Source organism: Providencia sp. UF-183 (genome assembly GCF_058246155.1).
Genome location: NZ_JBSICD010000008.1, coordinates 1 through 24142, shown reverse-complemented (window position 1 = coordinate 24142; position 24142 = coordinate 1). Strand labels below are relative to the sequence as shown.

General features: G+C 38.7%; 21 protein-coding genes. 5 read left to right on the top strand and 16 right to left on the bottom strand.

What is annotated here, in order from left to right:
* The 5 genes from modB to AC4IFT_RS09345 all read right to left on the bottom strand — a co-directional run bounded on the left by modB (position 1) and on the right by AC4IFT_RS09345 (position 3539).
* Positions 1 to 690 (bottom strand): molybdate ABC transporter permease subunit, encoded by a 690-nt coding sequence (gene modB / locus AC4IFT_RS09365; protein ID WP_219244273.1) that lies wholly within the window; start codon positions 688 to 690, stop codon positions 1 to 3.
* A 25-nt stretch (positions 691 to 715) separates the two neighbouring features.
* A complete protein-coding gene (modA, locus tag AC4IFT_RS09360; RefSeq protein ID WP_490733193.1) occupies positions 716 to 1492 on the bottom strand; it encodes a molybdate ABC transporter substrate-binding protein in 777 nt (258 codons plus the stop codon).
* A gap of 244 nt (positions 1493 to 1736) precedes the next feature.
* Positions 1737 to 2507, bottom strand: coding sequence for a surface-adhesin E family protein (locus AC4IFT_RS09355; RefSeq protein ID WP_490733195.1), 771 nt, complete (start codon positions 2505 to 2507; stop codon positions 1737 to 1739).
* Positions 2504 to 3103: a hypothetical protein gene (locus AC4IFT_RS09350; RefSeq protein ID WP_490733197.1), complete on the bottom strand. Its 600-nt coding sequence runs from the start codon at positions 3101 to 3103 to the stop codon at positions 2504 to 2506. Before AC4IFT_RS09350 ends, AC4IFT_RS09355 begins: the two co-directional genes overlap by 4 nt.
* A gap of 283 nt (positions 3104 to 3386) precedes the next feature.
* Positions 3387 to 3539: an AcrZ family multidrug efflux pump-associated protein gene (locus tag AC4IFT_RS09345; RefSeq protein ID WP_004256731.1), complete on the bottom strand. Its 153-nt coding sequence runs from the start codon at positions 3537 to 3539 to the stop codon at positions 3387 to 3389.
* 231 nt (positions 3540 to 3770) lie between these two features.
* Between AC4IFT_RS09345 and modE the strand changes: the two genes are divergently transcribed.
* A complete protein-coding gene (gene modE, locus AC4IFT_RS09340; protein WP_490733199.1) occupies positions 3771 to 4559 on the top strand; it encodes a molybdenum-dependent transcriptional regulator in 789 nt (262 codons plus the stop codon).
* A gap of 140 nt (positions 4560 to 4699) precedes the next feature.
* A complete protein-coding gene (modF, locus tag AC4IFT_RS09335) occupies positions 4700 to 6175 on the top strand; it encodes a molybdate ABC transporter ATP-binding protein ModF (protein WP_490751185.1) in 1476 nt (491 codons plus the stop codon).
* Positions 6176 to 6298: 123 nt separating this feature from the next.
* Here the strand turns inward: modF and AC4IFT_RS09330 are convergent, their stop codons facing one another.
* From AC4IFT_RS09330 to AC4IFT_RS09300, 7 genes are all read right to left on the bottom strand, one after another.
* Positions 6299 to 8422 carry a metallophosphoesterase family protein gene (locus AC4IFT_RS09330; RefSeq protein ID WP_490751184.1) on the bottom strand — a complete coding sequence of 708 codons (2124 nt, stop codon included), beginning with the start codon at positions 8420 to 8422 and terminating at the stop codon, positions 6299 to 6301.
* A 32-nt stretch (positions 8423 to 8454) separates the two neighbouring features.
* Positions 8455 to 9162, bottom strand: a complete 708-nt coding sequence (locus AC4IFT_RS09325; protein ID WP_490733205.1) for an oligogalacturonate-specific porin KdgM family protein — start codon at positions 9160 to 9162, stop codon at positions 8455 to 8457.
* Positions 9163 to 9372: 210 nt separating this feature from the next.
* On the bottom strand, positions 9373 to 10923 hold the full coding sequence (locus AC4IFT_RS09320; protein ID WP_490751183.1) for a fructose PTS transporter subunit IIA: 1551 nt from the start codon (positions 10921 to 10923) through the stop codon (positions 9373 to 9375).
* A gap of 18 nt (positions 10924 to 10941) precedes the next feature.
* The gene (locus AC4IFT_RS09315; RefSeq protein WP_490751182.1) at positions 10942 to 13527 is read right to left on the bottom strand and encodes a glycoside hydrolase family 38 N-terminal domain-containing protein; all 2586 of its coding nucleotides are present in this window, start codon (positions 13525 to 13527) and stop codon (positions 10942 to 10944) included.
* 89 nt (positions 13528 to 13616) lie between these two features.
* The gene (locus AC4IFT_RS09310; RefSeq protein WP_490733211.1) at positions 13617 to 14735 is read right to left on the bottom strand and encodes a PTS fructose transporter subunit IIC; all 1119 of its coding nucleotides are present in this window, start codon (positions 14733 to 14735) and stop codon (positions 13617 to 13619) included.
* Positions 14722 to 15042, bottom strand: coding sequence for a PTS fructose transporter subunit IIB (locus AC4IFT_RS09305; RefSeq protein WP_219244283.1), 321 nt, complete (start codon positions 15040 to 15042; stop codon positions 14722 to 14724). Before AC4IFT_RS09305 ends, AC4IFT_RS09310 begins: the two co-directional genes overlap by 14 nt.
* A 9-nt stretch (positions 15043 to 15051) precedes the next feature.
* Positions 15052 to 15513 (bottom strand): hypothetical protein, encoded by a 462-nt coding sequence (locus AC4IFT_RS09300; protein ID WP_490751181.1) that lies wholly within the window; start codon positions 15511 to 15513, stop codon positions 15052 to 15054.
* 903 nt (positions 15514 to 16416) lie between these two features.
* Here AC4IFT_RS09300 and gpmA point away from each other — a divergent pair.
* Positions 16417 to 17169, top strand: coding sequence for a 2,3-diphosphoglycerate-dependent phosphoglycerate mutase (gene gpmA / locus AC4IFT_RS09295; protein ID WP_206085318.1), 753 nt, complete (start codon positions 16417 to 16419; stop codon positions 17167 to 17169).
* 160 nt (positions 17170 to 17329) lie between these two features.
* Positions 17330 to 18070 carry a hypothetical protein gene (locus tag AC4IFT_RS09290; protein WP_490751180.1) on the top strand — a complete coding sequence of 247 codons (741 nt, stop codon included), beginning with the start codon at positions 17330 to 17332 and terminating at the stop codon, positions 18068 to 18070.
* Between the two features lie 52 nt (positions 18071 to 18122).
* On the opposite strand, the gene AC4IFT_RS09285 is transcribed toward AC4IFT_RS09290, so the two are convergent.
* The 4 genes from AC4IFT_RS09285 to nadA all read right to left on the bottom strand — a co-directional run bounded on the left by AC4IFT_RS09285 (position 18123) and on the right by nadA (position 22532).
* On the bottom strand, positions 18123 to 19046 hold the full coding sequence (locus AC4IFT_RS09285) for a hypothetical protein (RefSeq protein WP_490751179.1): 924 nt from the start codon (positions 19044 to 19046) through the stop codon (positions 18123 to 18125).
* A gap of 247 nt (positions 19047 to 19293) precedes the next feature.
* Positions 19294 to 20349 (bottom strand): 3-deoxy-7-phosphoheptulonate synthase AroG, encoded by a 1056-nt coding sequence (gene aroG, locus AC4IFT_RS09280; protein WP_219244286.1) that lies wholly within the window; start codon positions 20347 to 20349, stop codon positions 19294 to 19296.
* Positions 20350 to 20701: 352 nt separating this feature from the next.
* Complete coding sequence (gene pnuC / locus AC4IFT_RS09275; RefSeq protein WP_490751178.1) at positions 20702 to 21424, bottom strand: nicotinamide riboside transporter PnuC; 723 nt, start codon at positions 21422 to 21424, stop codon at positions 20702 to 20704.
* A 67-nt stretch (positions 21425 to 21491) separates the two neighbouring features.
* A complete protein-coding gene (gene nadA / locus AC4IFT_RS09270; RefSeq protein ID WP_490751177.1) occupies positions 21492 to 22532 on the bottom strand; it encodes a quinolinate synthase NadA in 1041 nt (346 codons plus the stop codon).
* Positions 22533 to 22783: 251 nt separating this feature from the next.
* Here nadA and AC4IFT_RS09265 point away from each other — a divergent pair, with 251 nt between their 5' ends.
* Positions 22784 to 23653, top strand: a complete 870-nt coding sequence (locus AC4IFT_RS09265) for an aminoglycoside 6-adenylyltransferase (protein WP_490751176.1) — start codon at positions 22784 to 22786, stop codon at positions 23651 to 23653.
* Positions 23654 to 24142: the final 489 nt, after the last annotated feature.

The following is a 24142-nucleotide window of genomic DNA, read 5'->3' as shown; positions in this document are numbered from 1 at the left end:
TTACGCTACCCCCAAACGTTTTTTACCCCAACGGGTTAGCCATTCTGAAATTAATAATGAAATCAAGGCTAAAACGATGGCAATGATACACAAGCGGGCAGCATCAACTTCCGCGCCGGGTGTTTCAATCAGTGTATACATGGCAAGGGGAATAGTTTGGGTTTCACCCGGTATATTGGACACGAAGGTAATCGTGGCACCAAATTCACCCAGAGAACGAGCGAAAGCCAGCACAGTACCCACGATAATACCCGGTAAAGAAAGTGGAATAGTGATAGTGAAGAAGACGCGCAGCGGCGTAGCCCCTAACGTCCTTGCGGCTTGTTCTAGTTTTCGGTCAACCGCTTCCAGTGCTAAACGGATCGCTCGCACCATTAAGGGAAAAGCCACCACCGCAGATGCAAGTGCGGCACCTCGCCAACTAAATGTGAAGCTAAAACCAAACCAGTTATACAGCCATTCACCAATAAAACCGCGTTTTCCCATGCTGATCAATAATAAATACCCCACTACCACTGGTGGCAGCACCAATGGTAGATGGATAATACTATCGAGCAGTGTTTTACCTGGGAAATTACAGCGAACCAGTATCCAAGCCGTTAAAATACCAAGTGGTAAGCTGAGGATCACAGCGACACTGGATACTTTAAGACTCAGGTAGATTGCTTCCCATTCATAAGGACTTAACATCTGCAACGAAACACTCTCTTAATTTTTATTTAGTACGTGGCTCAAAACCGTAACGTTTGAACACTTCAGAAGCCGCTGGGGTTTTCAGGTATTCGTAGTAGTCACGAGTTGCTTTATTGTCTTGATCTTTAACGATAGCCATTGGGTATTCAACAGGTTTATGTGAATCTGCTGGGAAAATACCCACAACTTTTACTTTTTGGCTTGCAACCGCATCAGAGCCATAAACAATGCCTAAAGGGGCTTCTTGGCGTTCAACCAGTGCCATACCACTACGCACGTTATTGGTACGCGCTAATAATGGATCTACGGTTTCCCATGCACCTAAGTTACCTAATGCTTCTTTAGCATAGATACCGACTGGCACGTGATCAGGGTCACCCACGGCTAAACGGCCACCATCTAACAGTTTTTTCCAATCTGTTTGTTTATTAATTTCGACTTTATCGATTTTTGAATCTTTTGGTGCGATCAATACTAGCTCATTACCTAATAAGGTGTAGCGTGTATTTTCGACCATTAATTTTTTATCGATAGCGTAATCCATCCACTGTTGGTCAGCAGAAATAAACAGATTAGCAGGTGCGCCCTGTTCAATTTGACGGGCTAATGTTGAAGACGAAGCATAAGATGCCACCACTTCTACATTGGACTCTTTTTTGTATTGCTCTGAAATTTCATTCAGCGCGTTAGTTAAAGAGGCAGCAGCGAAAACGGTAATTTTATCAGCGGCAAAGCTGTTGCTTGCCATGGTTAACGTTAATGTTGCACCAGCAAGAAGAGATACCAAACCTTTTTTCATTTTAATCCACCATAGTATGAGTTAACACGCTATATATATCAGGACACAGCGATAACTTAAAGTTAAACTACGTATAAAAGTGTGCTGGCTCAAGAAATGATGCAATTTTGCTAACTGGAAAATAAATTTATAAATAAGAAACGACTCAAAACAGTAAGCTCAATTAAATCCAATATCGACAATCATGCATGTAACTTTAGTTTTCAAGGTTACATGCATGATAATGAACTTATGACATATTTACTTAATGACAATCTTGTGTGCTGATTTCAAATTTGGCTATCGATTGGCTTTCAATAAAATATTCATGGATTGCCATTCGAGGCTTCAATAAACCTTTAAACGAGGCATTTGTTAAGCAGAAGTCCTGTTTTTTCTTCGCTTGGATATCAGGGTAACGCTTCATAAACGACGCTTTATCTTGGTTAACTATTTGGTAGTTAATTTTTACCGCACCCGCTTCATTAATAGCACTTTTAATTATCGTATTTTCATCCAACACATACGGTGCTTTGTCATTGGTGGTCGTGACGAAAGCATCCGCAATCAGATTTATTTGATCTTTGATGTCACATAAATTTGTCCAGAACATACCATCTAATGAATTTTCTTCAGCTATTTTCCATACACTACTACTTGCCGGATAAGGCACAGTAGGCTTGCCTGTTGCATAGCGATTGGTAAAAAAACCCTCTGGTTTTTCTGTGTATTTATATTTCTGGCGACAATCAAAAATATGTTTAGTCTTCATGGAGTTAATTTTAACGCCATTTAGTTCATCTTCTTTACTCAGAGATGTGACTAAATCTATTTGAACGAGGTCTGGGTTATTTCGATAAAATAAAGATTCCTCCCTCACAAAATAATTTACGCCGACAGAAGTCTCAAAGGCTTTTGTATAATTTTCAGGAATTGCTTCTTCGTGATTATCTTTTGCTTTTTCATTCAGCGTATTTTTTTGACACCCTATTAAAACAAACCCATTTAATAAGAGTATGACCAATTTTGTTTTCATTTAACTAACCCTGCATGGCGTAAATCTTTTTCTGTTAAATTACCTTGTAACGTACAAAAGATTTTTACTTTGTTATTTTCACTGTCATTTTCGACAATTAATAATTTTTCAGCCTCTTGTTCACTTGGGGCAATGCTACCCGCAGGAGAGCTATTTACTAGCCAATCTTCAGAAGGTGATTTTCGATACATTGGGTTATACACATAATTATCTTTATCTAACTTAATCAAGTGGATATCTTTAGATAAAATAGCTACTACCTCATCGATAGGTTGGGAAGATTCAACTCCCCAATAATAATATTTACCCATTGGTGTATTAGGAATAAGACCTTTGTATTTATCGAAATCCGTATATGTCACCGTAAAGTTAACTATTTTAACGCCATTTTCAACCATATTAACGGGTTTCGTATAATTTATGCTATCAGTAAGTTTTTGCTGATAGAAATCTTCAATTATGGGTGTAAATTGGCGCATTTTCTTTGCTGATTGAAAGAATGAAGTATCACACTGTAATAAATTATTAATGAGCGTAGAAGCAAAAGAGATATTAGTGAAAAATAATGACAGAAGTATTGTTGCTGTACGTTTCATAATGCACCTATATTGATAGTTTGGCCTATAAGAATTTTAACACCATAATATATTTTAAATAACCGTTTTTTCAATAGGTATTACAGGTAAATAAAAACCATGATGATATTAAGTTTTTTATTTAATAATAAAATTACTCATAGTCATATAGTGCATAATTTAATTAACATTCATCTAAAAATGATGGCTTAGTGCATATTTTGGACGGGATAGAATGCAAAACCCCCTGATTGCATTAACAATCAAGGGGTCTATGATCAATTCGAACAGCACTCGCTAAGCGTTACTTGTTCTCAGTGTTATGATGATGAGGTACGTGCGCTTTCGACAACAAGTTAAAAAATGCGCCTAAGCCGTAAATCAAGCCCATGATTAAAAACATCACTACTGGGACCATCATCAGAGCGAAACCTAAACTTTTAATGAGTTCTAACATAAAAAAGCCTCTTCAGTGATACTGTACCCACCAGCCTACAAGATACGCTGACGAGGGAAAATTCGACTCTCAATACATCTATTATAAACACAATGATTATAAATCAAATCAAAATAATAACGCATAATAGCGTTATAATGCAGACTATTTTAGACAAAATATTATACTAACGACATACTAAACGTGCTTTTTAACTCTGTCACCACCAACCGAGCCGGAAGGGAGAAAAATATGCAGGCAGAAATTTTACTCACACTTAAATTGCAAGGCAGTTTATTTGCTGATCCACGCCGTATCGCGCTACTCAAACAAATTAAAGCGACAGGTTCTATCAGCCAAGGTGCCAAACTCGCTGGTATCAGTTATAAAAGTGCTTGGGATGCTATCAATGAGATGAACCAACTCACCGATGATATTCTGGTTGACCGTGCAACTGGGGGGAAAGGCGGTGGCGGCACCACATTAACCCATTACGGTGAAAGACTGCTTCAGTTATATGATTTATTAGCACAAATTCAACAAAAAGCCTTTGATGTTCTCAAAGAAGACAATTTGCCTCTTGATAGCCTACTTGCAGCAATCTCACGCTTTTCACTGCAAACCAGTGCACGTAACCAGTTTTTCGGCACCTTGATTGCTCGTGACCATACGCATGTCCAACAACACGTGCAAATCCGTTTAGCGGATAACAGTACGGTGATCAATGCCGCATTGACTGAGCAAAGTGCTAACCGTTTAGGGTTAGTCGAAGGCAAAGAAGTGCTCGCATTAATTAAAGCACCTTGGGTTAAGCTCAGCAAGAAACCAAACCAAACTGAGTTCGATAACCGCCTTGAAGGCAAAATCACCACATTAGAACGTGGTAAAGATAATAGCGAAGTGATTGTCACACTAACAGGCGGCGAAACGCTCTGCTCAACCCTGCCAAATAGTGATGTTGATGCACAATCTTTGCAAGTTAACGATACGATTACGGCACTTTTCAATGCAGACCAAGTGATTGTTGCTACCCTTTGCTAAATAAATCGGCTTACTTGCTTGAGAAAGTAAGTAAGCATTCACCTTTTTTTTCGCCCCTCTTCGCTCAATTGTTGACTTTATCCCCAATCCTGATTATTCCTGTTAGGTGACAAGGTAAATATTCATGATAAGGAAGCTTGATGAGCTCAATAACAATACAACATAGCAGCTTTAAGCTCAGCGAAACGCAAACACTTGATATTCAACAACTCAATATTAATAAGGGTGAAAGCTGGGCATTTATCGGTTCTAACGGCAGTGGTAAATCCTCACTGGCACGTGTTCTATCGAATGAACTCAAACCGCTTTCTGGAGTTGTTAAAAATACCTTTAACTCCCCTGTTCGTCTTTCATTTGAGCAGCTACAAAAGATTATTAGCGAAGAGTGGCAACGCAATAATACCGACTTGCTCAGTGATGATGAGGAAGATACGGGTTATACCGCTGCTGAAATCATTCAATTAAACCATAAAGACAATGAATATTGCTTAGAGCTCGCCACACGGTTTGGCATTCGCGATTTACTTTCTCGCCGCTTTAAATACCTTTCTACAGGGGAAACACGTAAGGTACTGTTATGCCAAACATTAATGGGCAATCCCGACCTATTAATTTTAGATGAGCCCTTTGATGGCTTAGACGTCTATTCACGAAGTAACTTGAGTGAGTTGCTCTACAGTTTATCTGAAAAAGGCCTTACGATAGTCTTGGTGTTAAACCGCTTTGATGAACTTCCTGATTATATTGAAAACATGGGGGTGGTCGCTGATTGTAAATTAACAATGTCTGGTGATAGAGAGTCAGTACTTGCTAACACCCTAATCAGCCAGTTACAGCACAGTGAAAAAATTAAGCAGCTTGCCATTCCTGAAACGGAAGACCCAACAAACGATGAAAAACTGGATGATACGACGCCTCGCATCATATTAAATAATGGTGTTATCAGTTATAACGACAAACCCATTCTGCATGGGTTAACTTGGCATGTTAACCCCGGTGAGCATTGGCAAATTATCGGTGAAAATGGCGCGGGGAAATCCACCTTATTAAGTTTAATCACGGGTGACCATCCGCAAGGCTATAGCAACGACTTAACCTTATTTGGTCGTCGCCGTGGTAGCGGAGAAACCATTTGGGACATCAAACGCCATATCGGTTATGTCAGTAACAGTATTCACCAAGAATACCGTGTTGCCACTAGCGTGCTGAATGTAATCATTTCAGGCTTCCATGATTCAATCGGTTTATACCAAACACCATCAGACCGCCAGATACAATTAGCATATGAATGGTTAGCGCTGTTGGGATTCCCAACCCAAACTGCACAACAACCTTTCCATAGCCTTTCGTGGGGTCAACAACGGTTAGTATTAATCGCACGGGCACTTGTCAAACACCCAGCGATGCTGATTTTAGATGAGCCGCTTCAAGGGCTTGATGGACTGAACCGTTTACTCGTTCTGCGCTTTATTGATGTGATGCTCAAGCAAGGCAACACTCAGCTGCTATTTGTCACTCACCATCAAGAAGATGCACCAGCCTGTATTACTCACCGGCTAACTTTCGTTCCTGAAAACGGAAAATATCGTTACGATATTGAAGAAGTTTATCAATAAATCAATTAGTTAAAACCTATCCAAGCCACTCTTCTTTGAGTGGCTTTATGCATAAAAAAATCACTGACAACACAATATTGCCAGTGATTTTTATTATCTTATTTATTAACTACAACATTTAAATTACTTATTTCCCTGCTCTACATTCATCGGCTTAATTTCACCTGTTTCAACGTTGATATAAAAATCTCGGCTAGGATTACCTTGTAAGTATTTATCAATCACCGTGAAAATACTGCCAAAACGTAATTTAAAAATATTTTCGAAAGTACTATCAGTATTAATTTTGTCTGTTGTGCTTGGTAACGATGATAATAATGTTCCTGTTAGAAAACGATACTGATTCAACCTTTCGACAGGAATATCTTGCAATGCAAGTTCATCAGCATTGCGTAAACGGTAAAAATCAACAGCAAGATCAAAACCATTCCACTTCGCAAAATCATTTAATTGGTAGCCAGCTTTCTTCGCCACGACAGCGGCTTTATCACGAGCTTTTTTCCATGCATCTGAATCTTTCTTTAAATAAACCTCAGTGATATTGACGGTTCCAGGGTCTGAATCTTTCACGCATATTTCATGATTTTGACTTAGTGGAGCGGTTAACACATCACTGTAAGCATTCTGAGTATCTAATTGGCTCAAAATCAGCATTTCTTCGCCATTTAAACTAAATAACATTTGGCGAATTTCACATGGCCACTCTTCAGGAATAAAACGTAAGCGAGTGAGCTCCGTAATATGCCAATTTGTGAAATCATAATAGTTACTCGCTTTTAAAATATCTTTATTCCAAAGATGTGACGAGTTTGTATTCTTGAGATGATCCCACTCTTGCTGGTAGTGCTCAAATAGCTCATCAAAACGTGGAACGTCTTCTATGACAATAGTTTGTACGTCAATCTCATTGGCATTTTTAAAATTCAAGATTTTATACGCTGGAACATATGCCGCCATCGATGGAGCCTGAATATTAAAAAGCAAACTACCATCTGGATACTGACGCACACCCGTATCATTAAAATGCATATGACCGCCGACATGAACACCAATTCCCGTTTTTGCCATTGCATGGCTAGTGTCTTCTTTAGGCGCCCTTTCTAACTGGAATTTGCCTTTACCAAAAATAGTTTCAAGGTCGTCAGCTGCTCCATTATCAAATTCAACCATCGGAAAATGGCTGAAGGTGATTAGTGTTTTGTTTTGCTCTTTAGCGCGTTTGGCGACATCCGTCATCCATTCAACAGTGTGCTGTTTGTGCGTCAACATTTTGTTGTAACCTGCATTGCCTGAACCTGCAAAGTTTTTAGCGGCTTTCGGATTATTAATATCCGCCTTTTCTGAAGGTACATAAACATTGGCATCAACCGCCATTAACCACAAACCTGGAACTGGCTCAACAAGATAGCTACTATCTGCCACATCAAAACAAGGACCATAACCTGCTTGTTTGTATTGTCCACCGGTTCCCTGAGCACAAATTTCATACTGTCTTTGGCTAAATTCACTCGCATTTAGAGCGGCTTCATAGCTATAACCTTTTGAGCCGTAGTTCGAGTAAGGTGTTTCCCAATAAATATCTTCCGGTAGGGGATTAATACCAAAGGACTTCATTGCATCCATTACACGACCGTAGCCACTGTAGACCATCTCCTCTGAGCAAATGGTGGGGAGTTCAGCGCCCGTTTCTATAATCGCTGTTTTACCTTGGTACCCCGTACATTCACTGGCACCTAAACTAAAGATACGTTGCGTTTTACCATCTACACCAAGAAAATCTTCCTTTCCTGCCGGCATATCAAATGGACGATTTGGATCATGGTTGCCCGGTGTTGCAAAAAAACGCATACCGTATTTTTGCTCGTATTCTTGTAAAACTTTCACTAAACCACGCAAATGGATAGGCTGCCCGTCATCGGTAAAATCACCGGGTAATGCAATGAGCTTAATTCCTTTCTTGCCTGCATCATCTAACGCCGCACGCAATGCAAAATAATTTTCATTAAACAAGCGAGTAGAGGTTAATTGTGCATACATAGAACGAATAACTGCATTTTGGCCGCTTTTACTGTTTTTTAACCCATCAAATGCATTATCGGAAAATTGGCCATATACGTCATGAAAATGGATGTCCGGCATAAAAGCAACACGATAGTTATACGCGTTACTCGTTGAATCATTAGCCAATGCCAGCGTTCCCGCAGACATCAAAGCAAGGGCAAAACCGTATTTGATTTTATTGTTCATATTTGTTCCCTTTAGATAATTAGCTATTTCTATCAGAAGTTATAGGCAATTCCAACGCGATAACGCCACTGCCATGCATCGCGGTAAGTTTTTCCATCTTTGACATATGAACCATCATCGTAAGAGACATACCCTAATTCAACATAAGGAACCCAAGTTTTATTCCCAATCCAAGATACATTTAGATTATGTGCATAATCTTTTTCTTTTCCTTTATATGCAGGGTAGTCTGTATCAAACTTATATTCAAAGTCATAACTTAATGAAACATCTTGTATTTTATAGCCTAAATAAAAATTACTCTGCCAATAATGCTGGTTATCTTTTTTCGGTTTATTGGAATTGTCAAAATGCCTTACTCCATAACGTAAACGAGTACCAACATTAAAATCATCTGTTAAGTTATAAGCAGCTTTGACACTAAATTTATAAGCCGTATCTTTATCCCCTGAATCTAAAGCAAAAGAAGGCGTTAAAACAAAATCTTTTGTCGCTTTATATTTGTAACCGACTTCAACTTCATTTCCTTTTGATGATAAATTTTCACCAAATCCACCATCTCGACTTCGCCATTTACCTTCAAGACTGAAATAAGTCCCATTTTTCATGCTGTGTCCAATTTTGACACGGTCTTCATGACGGTGTTCATCACCTAACCACTCATGGCGATAGTCTATATACGTCGCATTCGCTGCTGTGCAAAATAATAATGTAGAGATACCTAGAGTTAAATGTTTCATAAGTTCATTCCTATATAATTAATATTTATTTTGTTGTATTAAATAGTGAAAATTATTAATTCTTCTTTAAATTTTGGTTTTTTATGGTATGTCCCCTCCAGTCTAACTATCTAATTTCATATATTTTAAAAACAAAGAGTCTCAGCCTTTAAAGTAAAACTAAAAAGGAAGGTAAGGATTTTATTTTAATTAGACTCTCATTTAATTAAGTCATAATTCCAACTCAACTTTTAACAATTCAACAATATCAATTTCATTTTTTGCTTTTAATATTTTCTCTCGAAAAGATTCATGCATTAATTTGCGAGCTAATATAGAAAATATTCGCATATGTTGACTTTCATCAGAATCATTAATCGTTAACATAATAACTAATTTAACATCTACGTTATCCCCCCACGCTAATTCATTAGGTAAACGTAATACTGAAATACTACTATGTTTAACAAAAGGTGATTTACAGTGTGGAATTGCAATTGAAAACCCTAAGGCTGTACTAAATATTTCCTCTCTTTGCCATATTGCTTGCTCAACTTGCACACCAGAATTTGTTCGATGATTAATTTCTAAGTTATCTGTTAACCGTTTAATAACCTCATCCTTACTTGCCATACTTTCATCAAGTAAAATTAAGGATGGGCTCAATACAGCATATTCAATATTCGATTCATCTAAAGACACTGATAAGTGAGATAATTTTTCTTTTTCAAATTTTAGCCAATTATCTGCATAAGCATCGGGTTCAAGTACTAACAAATCATATTTCGAGTCTAATAATATGACTTGAGCAGATTGAATCGACTCAATAGTTGGAGGTGCTACACACATTAAAGGCAGAGCAAAAGACTGTGCCAAAATAGCGGTATGGGATGTTTCTGCCCCTTGCCCCATTACAATACCTTGCAGATATTCTCCTCTTAACGCCAATAATTCGCTTGGCGTTAATACCCCTTGGCAGACAACAATTGAATCTTCTGTTAATTCAGGAAATTGTATTTTAGTTTGAATACCAAGGTACTTTGCAATACGCAAACCTAAATCTTGAATATCTAGCTCGCGTTGGCGTAAATATTCATTACTACTTTCCCGAAATGGCAAACTCAGCTCTTCAATTGCCATTGATAATGCGGCTATCGCATTATGCGCTTCTCTGGGCTCCAATAGACACGCCTCAACATCCTCATCATCGAGTAATTGGCTCTGCGCCTCTAAAATATTTATTGCCACCTTATCAGCTTGTTCAATATCTTGAGTAAACTGCTGACGAGCACATTGCAACGCATGTGTTAACGCAGCGCCTTGCTCTGCTTGGGTACTCGAGGGCTCAGACCAGGCAATTTGTTGTAAATCAAACGATTGCACATAAACGGCCTTTCCTTTTGCAATGCCTTGACTAATACCATGACCACGAACCATTTGAGAAGTCGTTCGACTTAGGTAAACAGGAATAATGCTTTGTTCCTGCTTATCTTTTTGCGGGAATTTTTCGTCGCAATGAATAAATTCGTGTTCAATAAAGGCCTTTAATTTTGCATAAGCGAGATTTTCATCATGGCCACTAATTGTAAAATAGCATTCATCACCATGAGTAACGTCCGCCCCCACAAGTGCCAACACACTTTTGGCATTCGCTTGGCGAGTTTTACTTTGATTAAACAATATAATATCCGATTGAAAACCAACGGTATTTTGTTCAATAGCACTCGCTGGTCTTGCATGAATACCATTGGGTAACTCACAACAAAATGGTAGTGTTTGCATAATATTTTCCTTTTCTAATTAACTAATTAACCAAGACACTGGTGTACAAGGAGCTGCTTTAGCCGTATTTATGCATACCGATTCCGATAAAGTTACTTGGTGTATTTGTGTATTTGATTTTGGTTCTGAATATGTTTTAGTTTCGTTCGTTGGGTTCCATCCACGTAAAATGAGTGACTCTTGGTTCTGTGCTTTTTTTAACGTACTGAAATGTAACTCACTATCCCATGTCAGTAAGCTATAATGATTTGGGAAAACAATATTATGTGGATTCATTTTAAATTGAGACCAACCTGAGTCTAGGTAACCAAATGCAGGCAAACGCCAATGCTCAATATCGCGCCAAAGCTTCGTACTCAGGCCATCGCTTATTGGCAACACAGCAAAATGGAAATGATGCGAGCCCTGTATTTGTGACTCAGGTGACGGTAGCACCATGCCCGATGCTCTACCTGGTCGCCAAGTGAGGTTTGCTTGACCAAGCCACCCGACACTTCTCAAAAGCGTTACTCGAATAGTTTCAGTATGACTCGCAGGTATTTCGTACTCTCGAAGCCCTTCAGTAACAACACAAATACCTTTTTTATCATCATGTTGCATAACTAGACTTTGCATTGGATAAAGTGCTGTTGGTGCCTCTGTCCAGCTCTCATCTCGCCACACTTTCATTGCTGCGGGGCTATTTTCACGTTGAATTAAGCCAAATGGCTGATCTGCAAAATGAAATGCCTGTTGGACGTTCGTTGGAATTTCAACCTGAACTCGATGATCTTCGGTCGTATTATTAATCGTCACTTCAACATCTAACCATGCCTTATCATGAGGCAAAGAGACTTTCATGCTAGCGACTAAATGTGCATTAGCTCGTTTTTCTTGACGCGCAGCAGCATCTTGCGGAACAGGAATAGACCACTGGAGTACAAATGAATCCATTAAAGGTGCTCTCACACAATCACATTGTTGTAAGTGCCCATCACTATTGATTAACCAGTCGTTTTCAGGAGGCGAATAATTGTAGTTATCCCCCGCATCACCACTATCAATTAAGCGAAGAATATTCGGGTATTGTTGTTGATTACGCTTATCGATTAGCGTCAGTTGCCCTTGATTAACTTCAAGTTTTAGCCATTCATTTTCTAATGTGTTTTCTACCTGAGTATCCGTTTTAAGTTCAAAACCTGCGCTTTCACCTTCAACTAAATAAAAAGTCTGATAACCACAAGAAGGTAAGTCTTTCGCTTCAAGTAAGATCTCGCATTTGCGATACCATGTCGTTGTCGTGCTATTCGCCAACTCTTGTACAATCAATGACATATCTTGTTTTTCTTCACTAACAAGCTGCCAGAGACAAGGCTTTCCTGTATTATCTTTAATACAAAAATCATTTTCAGGTGTGTAAAGTGTAATACGAACCTGTGCATCTCTTTTGTGTGGTAACGTATTAAAAATGATGATTTTTTTACCGTCTTGCTTAGCCTCAATACCTCGCGCTAACATCTTCATATTCAGGTCAAATAATTGATTAGCGCTTTCTAAACCATCTTTTAAGCGTGCTTTCACCATGCTATTAACACGGTCAGAGTTACATCCGCCGATACTGTCATGAGCATGTGACTGCATAGCTTTACGCCAAATATTATCAACCGCGATTTGAGGATACGGTAAACCAAGTCGCCAATTAATTGACAACAGTGGTTCTAGTTGCTGGCTAACAAATTGCTCTAACTTTGTATTTAATAATTTGATGTCCATGCGAGCCGAAAAAATACCACGATGAACACGCATATATTTCGGACTCAGTAGTTCCCCTTCAAACTCAGGCAATGTAGTGCTATTAGCTTTAATTTCATCAAAAAACTGACTAAAACTGCTTTTGACAAAATAATATTCATTTTGTGTTTTATTGAGCTGCTCAAGCATCGCTGGCACAGCATATTCAAATGGCGATTGGTCATTCCCATTTGGTAATAATATTTGGTCTGAATGAGCAAAACGCGCCTGTTTTTCTAAAATTGCAGGTAAAACCGTTAATGCTTTTTCTGGATTATCGGGCAACCATTTTGCACAACCGTAACCCCAAGGTAATACTGCGGTAATAACTTGATGACCAGATTTTGCTTTCCAAATAAATTCACTACTTGCAATATCATGCTCACACCAGCCACGCCATACAACCGCATTTTCAATGCCAAACTCTTGCAAAAACATAGGGAGCTGTGCACTTTGCCCAAATGAATCAGGCACATATCCCACAGGCATATAATTTCCCCATAGTGCACAATCTGCTTTACCCAACAGTAAATTTCGCGTGATGGACTCAGCGCCTACCACTAAAAAGTCCGTTTGTGTGTACCAAGGCCCAATTAAAATCCGTCCTTGTTTAATTAATTGTTGTAAACATTGACGCTGTTCCGGTGCTACCTGTAAATAATCTTCCAACACCACGGTTTGCCCATCTAATATAAATGGCCCAAGAGAAGGATCTTCTTGTAAGTGTTTAATTAAGTCATTCATAAAATAATAAAGAACAATTTTGGAATCATTCTCAGTGAAATACCATTCACGATCCCAGTGTGTATGTTGAATTAAATGTACAGTTTTCATGATGTAACCTTTAAATAATTTTGACCGAACGAACCCGTCACGTTATTCGCGATAATTAACACTACCTAATTAAGAATATAAATATTCAGCTAACGTCCGACTTTAAATTTAGGTGCAGGTGCTTCTGCTTTTTTAGCTTCTATCGTTTCGTTTCCACGAAATATTAATAAAGAACCAATGGTGATAATTGCAGAACCAACAGCTACAGATAATATATATATTGGCCATTTATCTACGGCTAACCACCCATAAAAACCCGAAATTGGAGCATGATTTATTGCCCCTAATCCCACAGCCATCGCAGCTCCCGTTGCCGCACCTATGATATTGATAATAATGATTTTGGGATTTGCTAATGCAAAAGGTATTGCGCCTTCTGAAACACCAATGAGTCCCATGAGTGTTGAGGCTTTCCCCGCCTCTCGTAAAGACTCAGGGAAACGCTTAGCCCAAATAAGCGTTGCTAGACCAATGCCAATCGGTGGAATAATAATTGCAACCTGTGCTGCCGTATTTGGCTCATAAATTTCTGACGCTAATAATGCCATTGCTGTCGTTACCGCCGCTTTATTAACGGGGCCACCAAGGTCAAAACCGACCATCGCACCGATCACTGCGGCTAAAATAACCTTATTTGAACCCGACATAGATAGAAGCCATTGCTCCATGCCATGATTGAGTGCTGCTAATGGAGCGCCTATCACAAATGCCATAATAATGCAGGTTAGTAGTGTACCGCCGACGGGCAAAATAAAGATAGGCCCTGCGGACGCAAGCGATTTGGGTAATTTGGTGTATTTGGCTAGCAGGCGAACGATATAACCTGCAATAAATCCAGCAGCCAACGCACCTAAAAACCCCGTCCCTAAATTGCTAGCCAATAAACCGCCAACCATTCCCGGCGCTAATCCGGGCTTATTCGCAATAGCAAAGCTAATATACCCTGCAACAATGGGTAACATGAGAGATAAGGCTAATCCACCGAACCCATCAAATTTGTGCAACATTTGCACCATAACATTTGTCGCTTCAAGATGACTAGCATCCCAAATATTATCAATACCATAGAGTGATGCACCAATACGCGATATCCCCATTATCACTGCACCAGCAATAACAAATGGCAGCATCCATGATACGCCCGTCATAATGGCATTTTTAATTTCCGTACCAACGCCTAATTTAGACCCACCACTAAACTGCCCCATTCTTCATTTCCTCCTCAATTGCATCAATAATTGCATCGCCATACTTGATCGGGTCTGCAACACTGCATTCAAGCTTAATCATTCCATCGAATCGTTCCTTATTAATTACTGCAACATCTGCGGCTAAAATAACTGCGTCTGCGCGTGCTAAGTCCTCGCTCGTAATTTCATTTTCAATCCCCATGCTTCCTTGGGTCTCAACTTTAATTTCGTGGCCTCGTTTTTTTCCAACAATATCTAACGATTCTGCAGCCATATAGGTATGAGCGACACCGGTAGGGCAAGCTGCGACACAGACAATAAACATAAAAACTCCTTAAGAATTTAATTCAGGTAATAAAAAAAGCACAATGGCGAAAACGCGCATTGTGCTTTTAAAAGGCAATAAAAATAAGTGAGCCATATTTCCAGGCGCACCACTAGAGTGACGACAAGTCATCAAGTGACGTAAACTCGAAATAAGGAATAAAAACAATAACTCATAACGCTTGATAATGCTTAATGCTATCATTGGCTTCGCACAAGATTTTCTTTCTAATTTACTCGGTTCGCTATCAAATACAGCGGTATAAAGCTTCTGTGCACTTAACCATAACTGTGACCAATTGACAGAAAAATCATTTTCAAATTGATCAACCTGCTCTGATTCATCTTTTTCTAAAGAGGACACCGGAACGAACCAGCAAATTTTGCTCAATAAAGCCTTAACTCTGCCATCACACGAAAGCAAAATTAAAAAGCAGGCTTTAAAAAATGAAGCAAAATGCAAAGTCATCATGTTCCCCTTTAGAAATTAGCATCATTCTAAACTTATAAAATAAAGAATTACTGTGATTCCACCCTCATTTATTAAATTGGATTGATATTTAATCTAAAAAAGTATTTTTTATTTTTTTGATTGCCAATAAAAAATTGATTAATAAGTACTTAGCAACAATATAAACTATATTTTTTATTTTAAAAAATTTTTTATTAAAATAACAATCAGAATAACAAACTAAATATTCAAAAATAATCAGCGTAATTAATCCAGAAATTTATATTGATTCAATAAACCTTAATTTCATATGATTTTATATAAAACACGATTCCATTAACTGCCCTTAATAAGGGAATTACCGTGAAACGTTAAACTATAACAGCAAGTAATTTAAGATAGGTCGGGATAATTGTTTTCTATGAACTGTCATTTCAATTATTTCGGCAATAAGCTTTGAATATGTATGGAAGCAATAATGGCGCCATTGATCTGGTCATTTATTAAGCACACCATGCTAATTTCAGTACTTTAACAAGCCACTAACCTTACATCATTGAAAATTTTTCCTAAACATGACACCCAATTTAAGCTGGCAAAAACGATAATTCTTAGTCATTCGTAAAATCAGCGAGCTGCTGACCACTTTCCTTAAAACAGCGAGGTGCTTTGCTTGATGTCAGTCATGAGAATGTGTAAACAGTTATTTTATCGCTTGCTGTATCGATTCAATTCGAGTTAAATTTAGTGTATCGAAAAAGTTTATCAACCTAGAAAACAAATCACACTCAGGGTGTAAAATTTGTTTTTCACATCGATAGGGAGAAAACGCAAGTTGCTACTAGCGTTCAAGTTGACTATCCCTATAATGTAGGTCAGCAACAATTCATTTCTAATTAGAATGTACTGATAGGAGTTTTAGCTATGGCTGTAACTAAACTGGTTTTAGTAAGACACGGTGAAAGTGAGTGGAACAAAGAAAACCGCTTCACAGGTTGGACGGATGTTGAGTTATCGGATAAAGGCCGCGAAGAAGCAAAAGTTGCGGGCCAATTACTGAAAGATGAAGGCTTTGTCTTTGATTTTGCATACACTTCTGTTCTAAAACGTGCTATCCACACCCTGTGGAACATTCTTGATCAAGTTGAACAGCAATGGCTGCCAGTTGAAAAAAGCTGGAAACTGAATGAGCGCCACTACGGTGCCCTGCAAGGTTTAGACAAATCAGAAACTGCGGCAAAATACGGTGACGAGCAAGTGAAACTGTGGCGTCGTGGTTTCGCAATCACCCCACCAGATCTGACTAAAGATGATGAGCGTTACCCAGGTCACGACCCACGCTATGCAAAATTATCAGAAAGCGAATTACCTGTAACTGAAAGCTTAGCAACCACTATCGACCGTGTTGTTCCTTATTGGGAAGAAGTGATTAAGCCACGTGTTGCAAGCGGTGAGAAAGTCATCATTGCAGCACACGGTAACTCACTGCGTGCGCTAGTGAAATACTTGGATAACATGGGCGAAGATGAAATTCTGAACCTGAACATCCCAACAGCGGTACCGATGGTTTATGAATTCGATGAAAACATGAAACCAATCAAACGTTACTACTTAGGTAACCAAGACGAAATCGCTGCAAAACAAGCTGCGGTAGCGAACCAAGGTAAAGCGAAGTAAGTATTCACTCTATTTTGCTAATAAAAGGTTAAGCGAAAGCTTAGCCTTTTTTATTGCCCATAATTCTCCTCTTCATAAAAAACACGAACTCGAGGTGTCAGAAAACCCAATAACCGACTATCATAGGGAAAATTTTTTGAAAGGTTGATAAAACAACGAAATGAATAAATTTAATATCTATGTTTGGGTAGGTTTAGTCCTCAGCGCCAGTATTTTGGGCTCGCTTCTGTACATGATCAATGCAGGGGAACTGGTTATAGATGGCTCAAATGGCGCGGCTAATCATGAGCTCATGAAAACCCTAATGATCATTGCTTGTGTTAGCTTTCCAATTCAAATTGTCAGCATGATGGTGCTGGCCTATAAGCCTAAACTTTCTATCGCTTTAGCAATTATCAGTAGCGTTGCATTGATGCCAATTACCATTGTATTTGCTATGGGAATGATTTTTTCGGCTACTCGCTGGCGTTATCGCCAATTAGAACCATTTGATACTAGCCTCAATATCGGTTTTACACAAAAAATTGAATTTAATAAACGCAATAACCGTATTGTCGTGATTTCCCTCGGTATTATCAGTATTGCCTTTATTTTACTGAGCCAAAGTTTAGGCATGTTTTTGTTTGTCCTAACCATTTTCCTTGGTTACTTTGGTAAAAAAGCCGGTGATAACCTCTATTTAGCCGTTAAAGATGCCCAGTTTTATATTCGCCCAAATATTTTTGCGCATTGCTACCGCATTCCACTAAAAGATGTCACTTATGTGAAAGGCGAAAAAGGGAAAGTGTTCTTTGACGTCCAAATGCCAGAGGGTGTTTTACAATTAACGGCAACTCCAGCAAATGCAACACCAGAAGAAAAAGAGAAACTTGAAGCTTTTCTAAACCATATTCCAAAATAATTTTTGCGAACACCCCTGCCACTTAACTGGCAGGGGTTTAACTAAGTTTAAATTATACTATTTGTTGATTTGGAAAGAAAAAATCGGTAACTGCGCTCCCTATTTTTTTATCGTTTGCTATTGTATTCAAACTTACTACCTGAGAGCTCGCTATTAAATTAGTTAATATATCTAGCTGACTACTATCCACAGCTTTAATTTGGCTTAGTTCAGAGGTGTGTTTTTTAGATATTTGATTTTTAATTACACCCTCCACCATTTCAATAAATTTCAAATATTCTTTGTTCTTATTTTCATAATAAAGAATATCCATTTCTATCAATTCAATATCATCATCTGAATAATCATGAGCTTTAGTATTTAAAATTTCTTTTTTAGCTTCAATAAAACCTTCACATATACCTTTCATCTCTTTTGTGTAGTCAGAATGTTTAATATAATCTTTTCCATCATAAACACCTTGAATTTCAAATAACTCAACCGTCTCCATCATATCATCAATAATATTTCCTATGCCTTTAAGCTCATGATTAAGTTGGCGAGTTTCTCCTTCCAATGCTTGCATATCTTTATTATTTTCAGTGCTTAACCTTCTTCTAAGCCTCTGTATATAAGGATTATACCTTGGATAATCAATAGGTATCGATTTGATATCCTTATGGAAATCCTTCAATAATTCGTAGTTACTACGTGTTCTATCTTTGAGATAAGACTCAAATCCTTTTTGAAATATCTCAAATTTTGAATTTATATCACCTATCTTTTTTTTATATTGATTAATGGCATAAGTGTATTCCAATGTTTTAGGTGATAAAACAAAGTTACTGAGCAAATTAGCAGGTGAATAAGACTTAAAATATACCGATGTTTTTTCGATATATTCCTTTTTGAGATTCAATAAAAAATCCATTTTTTCTTTAAGATAATGACTATCGTCAATTAGCTTAACTTGATAGTTTATATCACTGTTATTCATTTAAGTCCCTTTAAACCATGTTGGTTGGTGTAATAAAAATTCAATTAGATTAATTTAAAAAATACAGATAAAAATTATAAAATGTGAAAGATGAAAATATACCAAATAAAAACCAAAAACAAATTTAGTTTTAAGATAAATAATATTGAAATTATTAATTTTTCAAATAATATTTAACCTATAAATTAAAAGGCACAAATAAAAAAGCCAATTCGTTTATGAATTGGCTTTTTAGATATAAATATATTTATTTATTGCGACGAGCAATCACTGCATCGGATAATTGACGTAACACTTTTTCAGTATCTGCCCAGCCAATGCACGCATCAGTAACACTTTTACCGTACACTAATGGTTCACCTGACTCTAAGTTTTGGTTACCTTCAACCAAATTACTTTCAATCATAATACCCGTAATTGAGCGGTCGCCATTGCTAATTTGTTCGCTAACATCCGTCGCCACTTCCATTTGCTTTTCGAATTTTTTACAGCTATTAGCATGGCTAAAATCAATCATAATGCTTGGCACTAAACCTGCTTTTTCTAAGCCTTCACGCACTTCTTTCACATGTTTCGCACTGTAATTTGGCTCTTTACCACCACGTAAGATAATATGGCAATCAGGGTTACCGCCTGTGTTGACGATGGCTGAATGCCCCCATTTAGTCACAGATAAGAAACAGTGAGCGGAACGCGCAGAGTTAATCGCATCAATGGCAATTTTAATTGTGCCATCTGTCCCATTTTTAAAACCAACAGGGCAAGACAGACCTGACGCTAATTCGCGGTGAATTTGTGACTCAGTCGTACGTGCGCCAATTGCGCCCCAGCTCATTAAGTCAGCAACATATTGTGGGCTAATCACATCCAAAAACTCACCTGCAGTTGGTAAGCCTTGGTTATTAATCGTTAATAATAATTCACGCGCAATACGCAAGCCTTCGTTGATATCAAAGCTATGATCCATACGAGGGTCATTAATTAAGCCTTTCCAACCAACCGTTGTACGTGGTTTTTCAAAATAGACTCGCATAACGATTTCTAACGAATCTTTTAATTCTTCACGTAACGGAGCTAAACGTTCCGCATACTCAAGTGCAGCTTTGGTGTCATGAATCGAACATGGGCCAATCACCACCACAAGGCGGTCATCTTTACCCGCTAAAATATTATGAATAGCAAGGCGTGCTTCATGAACGGTAAACGCAGCTTTATCGGTTGCTGGAAATTTTTCAAGCAGAGCAATAGGAGGTAATAATTCTTTTATTTGTTTTATTCTGACGTCATCGTTCTGATAGTTCATACCTGTATATCCAATGTTTATTATTTTTTACTGTTGTTGATTTGCATACCTTTTTTATCTCAAGTTAGCGCGCAAAAATCGCCTGTAAGTTCCCTCAACGCGCTTTAAAGATGAATTGATAACTTAAAAGATAATCGGCATCGAATTTTTAATCTAACCGTTCAGCGAACATCTGTAAACAGCCAAACGCACGCAGAAATAAGGGGTTTATTTAGGGCTGATTATAAAATGAGGTGAAATAGCGATATTCAGCACAATAAATAGGCTAAATTCACATTTTGCAGTGTTAAAAATAAGTAAAACGGCTAAATAACGAGGATGTTACTTTAGCCGTTTTCTGTTTTTTTTGAGTCTATGGGCGAGACAAAGGCGCTGAGCCATTCTCTTTTGCTGATTTTATCCAAAGTCGAGAGCCATTCAAGGCGATACCCAGCAAAATCAGATATTCCAACGACATTGCATATACCCCTTGGATAAAGAAAATCACAATGCTTATCACATTGATGATCACCCAAAGCAGCCAGTTTTCTACGTATTTGCGCGTCATTAAAATCATCGCAACTACAGAAAGGATCGTCATGGCGGAATCCCAGAATGGGAATGCATCAGGCTCTATGGTTGGCATCGCTAAATTGGCACCAAACATATTCAAGATCTCAACAGCCCAAGTCGCAAGAACGCCAAATACCGCATCAATGTTAAAAGTAAGATAGAGCACCGCTAATACGGAAATGACTAGCGTGACAGAGGCTTTCGGTAAACTTAACCAGCGAATTTTTAATTCCGCTTGTTGAGAGCTGCTCACACGGCTCCATGCATACCAACCATAGATATTCGCAACAAAGAAAAATATCTGTAAAAGTAAGTTTGCATACAATTGAATCTGAAAGAAAATAACGGCAAACAGAGAAACGTTGATTAAACCAAACAGGTAATTAATCGTTTTTTCTAAACTTGCCAGTAAAATGCAAAGCAAGCCCGCGATTGTCCCCACGGCCTCAATATACGATAAATCATACACTGAACCCCAAAGCGGGAGCTGCACTAATGTATTGGCTGTACTAAAGAAATCCATCCCGAAACCCTTTTAATGTTAGTCAATGTTGTATTGCTCAGTACTTCATTTAATGACACGGTTATTTTTATTTTAGACTCTGTGCAAAATCTAGCATTTTATTCAGTGGTAATAACGCTTTTTTACGTAAATCATCACTGACATGAATTTGATGGTTATTAGCGTTCCCTTCTAATGCCTCTGCAATCGCTTTTAAGCCGTTCATTGCCATCCAAGGACAATGGGCACAAGTTCGGCAGGTTGCCCCCTCTCCTGCTGTAGGCGCAATGTATAAAGCCTTTTCTGGGCAGGCTTGCTGCATTTTATAGAAAATACCTTTATCCGTTGCCACAATCATCGATGGATTCGGCAAACTTTGTGCTGCTTTAATTAATTGGCTTGTGGATCCCACTGCATCAGCAAGCTCGACAATAGCTTGAGGAGATTCAGGGTGAACCAACACCGCAGCTTCAGGGTAAAGCGCTTTCATTTTTTCTAAAGACTGCGTTTTAAATTCATCGTGTACAATACACGCCCCTTCCCAGCACAAAATATCTGCGCCAGTTTGTTGCTGTACATAGCGTCCAAGATGGCGGTCAGGGGCCCAAATGATTTTCTCTCCGAGGCTATCTAAGTACTCGATTAATTCAACAGCAATACTGGATGTGACGACCCAATCCGCTCGTGCTTTTACCGCCGCGGATGTATTGGCATACACGACCACTGTTCTATCGGGATGCGCATCGCAAAAGCGAATAAATTCCTCTTCTGGGCAACCTAAATCAAGGGAGCATTGCGCATCTAGTGTAGGCATTAGGACGTTTTTTTCTGGGCTAAGTATTTTGGCCGTTTCGCCCATAAATTTAACCCCAGCAACGACCAATGTTGATGCTGGATGCTTGGCGCCAAAACGCGCCATTTCGAGTGAGTCTGCGACACACCCGCCAGTTTCTTCTGCCAATGCTTGAATTTCAGGATCGGTGTAGTAATGTGCAACGATAACCGCATTTTTTTCAATCAGCAGTGATTTAATTTGTTCGCGATAAAACACTTTCTCATCCGAGCTTAATAGCGCAGGTTTGGGTGGAAATGGGTAAACTGACTGTTCAAAATCGATAAACACGCTCATTTCTTGCCTCTGTTTAGCATAAAGCGATTTTAAGGCTTATTTTAAGCTTAAAACCACAAAATAAAGCAACTCTTGTTTTATATACTAAACAAGATACTCCACTTTGCTTAATAAGTCTCCACTCATTTTATTTATTGAGACGTATTTTCAGACATTCTTTTCGCTTTTCGATTCTTTTTACGCTTGAAGCTTCGCTTTTACTGCACTTTATCGGTATCTTAGCGCATCCTGTTATATTAAATGGGCCAGTTATGGAATCACCTGCATCGTTAATAAATAAAATAATTTCTATTTCACTACTCGACCCGAGAATTGAAGCCGTGGTACTAACCGGTTCACGTGGTCGTGAGCAAGATATCGACCATTATTCTGATATTGATATTGAATTAATCGGCTATGGCGTCACAGAACTCTTTCAACAAAAGCACTGGATTGATAACTTTGGCAAACCATTAGCCGCGCTCCATTTACTAAACTTAGAAGATGATGCGCCAGATTGGCCAACGTGTTTAGTTATCTACGAAGAAGGCCGTAAAGTAGATTTCACCTTTGCAGAACCTGAACGTCTAGAAAAAATGAAGCGTGAAGGCCTAGACGCCACATTCTCACGGGGTTTTGCTGTTTTATTAGATAAAACGGGGATCACCGATGGTCTACCTGAGGATGCCAATTCAACATCGCTGCTACCTACGCCTTTAAGCACTTCTGAATTTGCAGACATTGTTACCGATTTTTGGCATGAAGCCCATCAAGTGGCGATTGCATTAACCCGCGATGAGTTATGGGTGGCCTGGTCACGAAGCGCAGATATGAAGCAGTATTTTCTAACGCTGATTGAAGGTCTTGTTTCCCTTCAAGGTCATCATGTTTGGTATAAAGGCCGTAAATACCATGAATGGATGCCACAGAAGTATGTTCAAGCGCTAGAAACCATTTTTAATTGCGGCACAGCAGAGAAAGCGGCGTTGTCATTACAGTGTTTAATGCAATGCTTTGCCGAAGTCGGTACCGATCTCGCCAACCTACAAGGTTATGACGATATGCATGATATGGCTGAAAAAATGCAAGAATTAGTGATTGGTTTTTTACAGGATAACGGACTGCTGCCTGAAGGATTGTAATTTATAAATAATGAGCAGCAAGGGAATGCTGTTTTTTGATTTGCTCGATGTTTCTGAACCTGCAACCAGCTTATCGAGGCATTGATAACCGAGTGAGTTTTACTTGATTAGGTATTGGGATTAGCTGAGATGGTGGGTCGTGCAGGATTTAAATTCTACGAATTTAGCCTTCGGCCTGAACCTGCAACCAGCTTGTCGAGGTTTTGCTAACCGACTGAGTTTTACTTGATTGAGTATTGAGATGGTGGGTCGTGCAGGATTTAAATTCTGCGAATTTAGCCTTCGGCCTGAACCTGCAACCAGCTTATCGAGGTTTTGCTAACCGACTGAGTTTTACTTGATTAGGTATTGGGATTAGCTGAGATGGTGGGTCGTGCAGGATTTAAATTCTGTGAATTTAGCCTTCGGCCTAAACCTGCAACCAGCTTATCGAGGTTTTGCTAACCGACTGAGTTTTACTTGATTAGGTATTGGGATTAGCTGAGATGG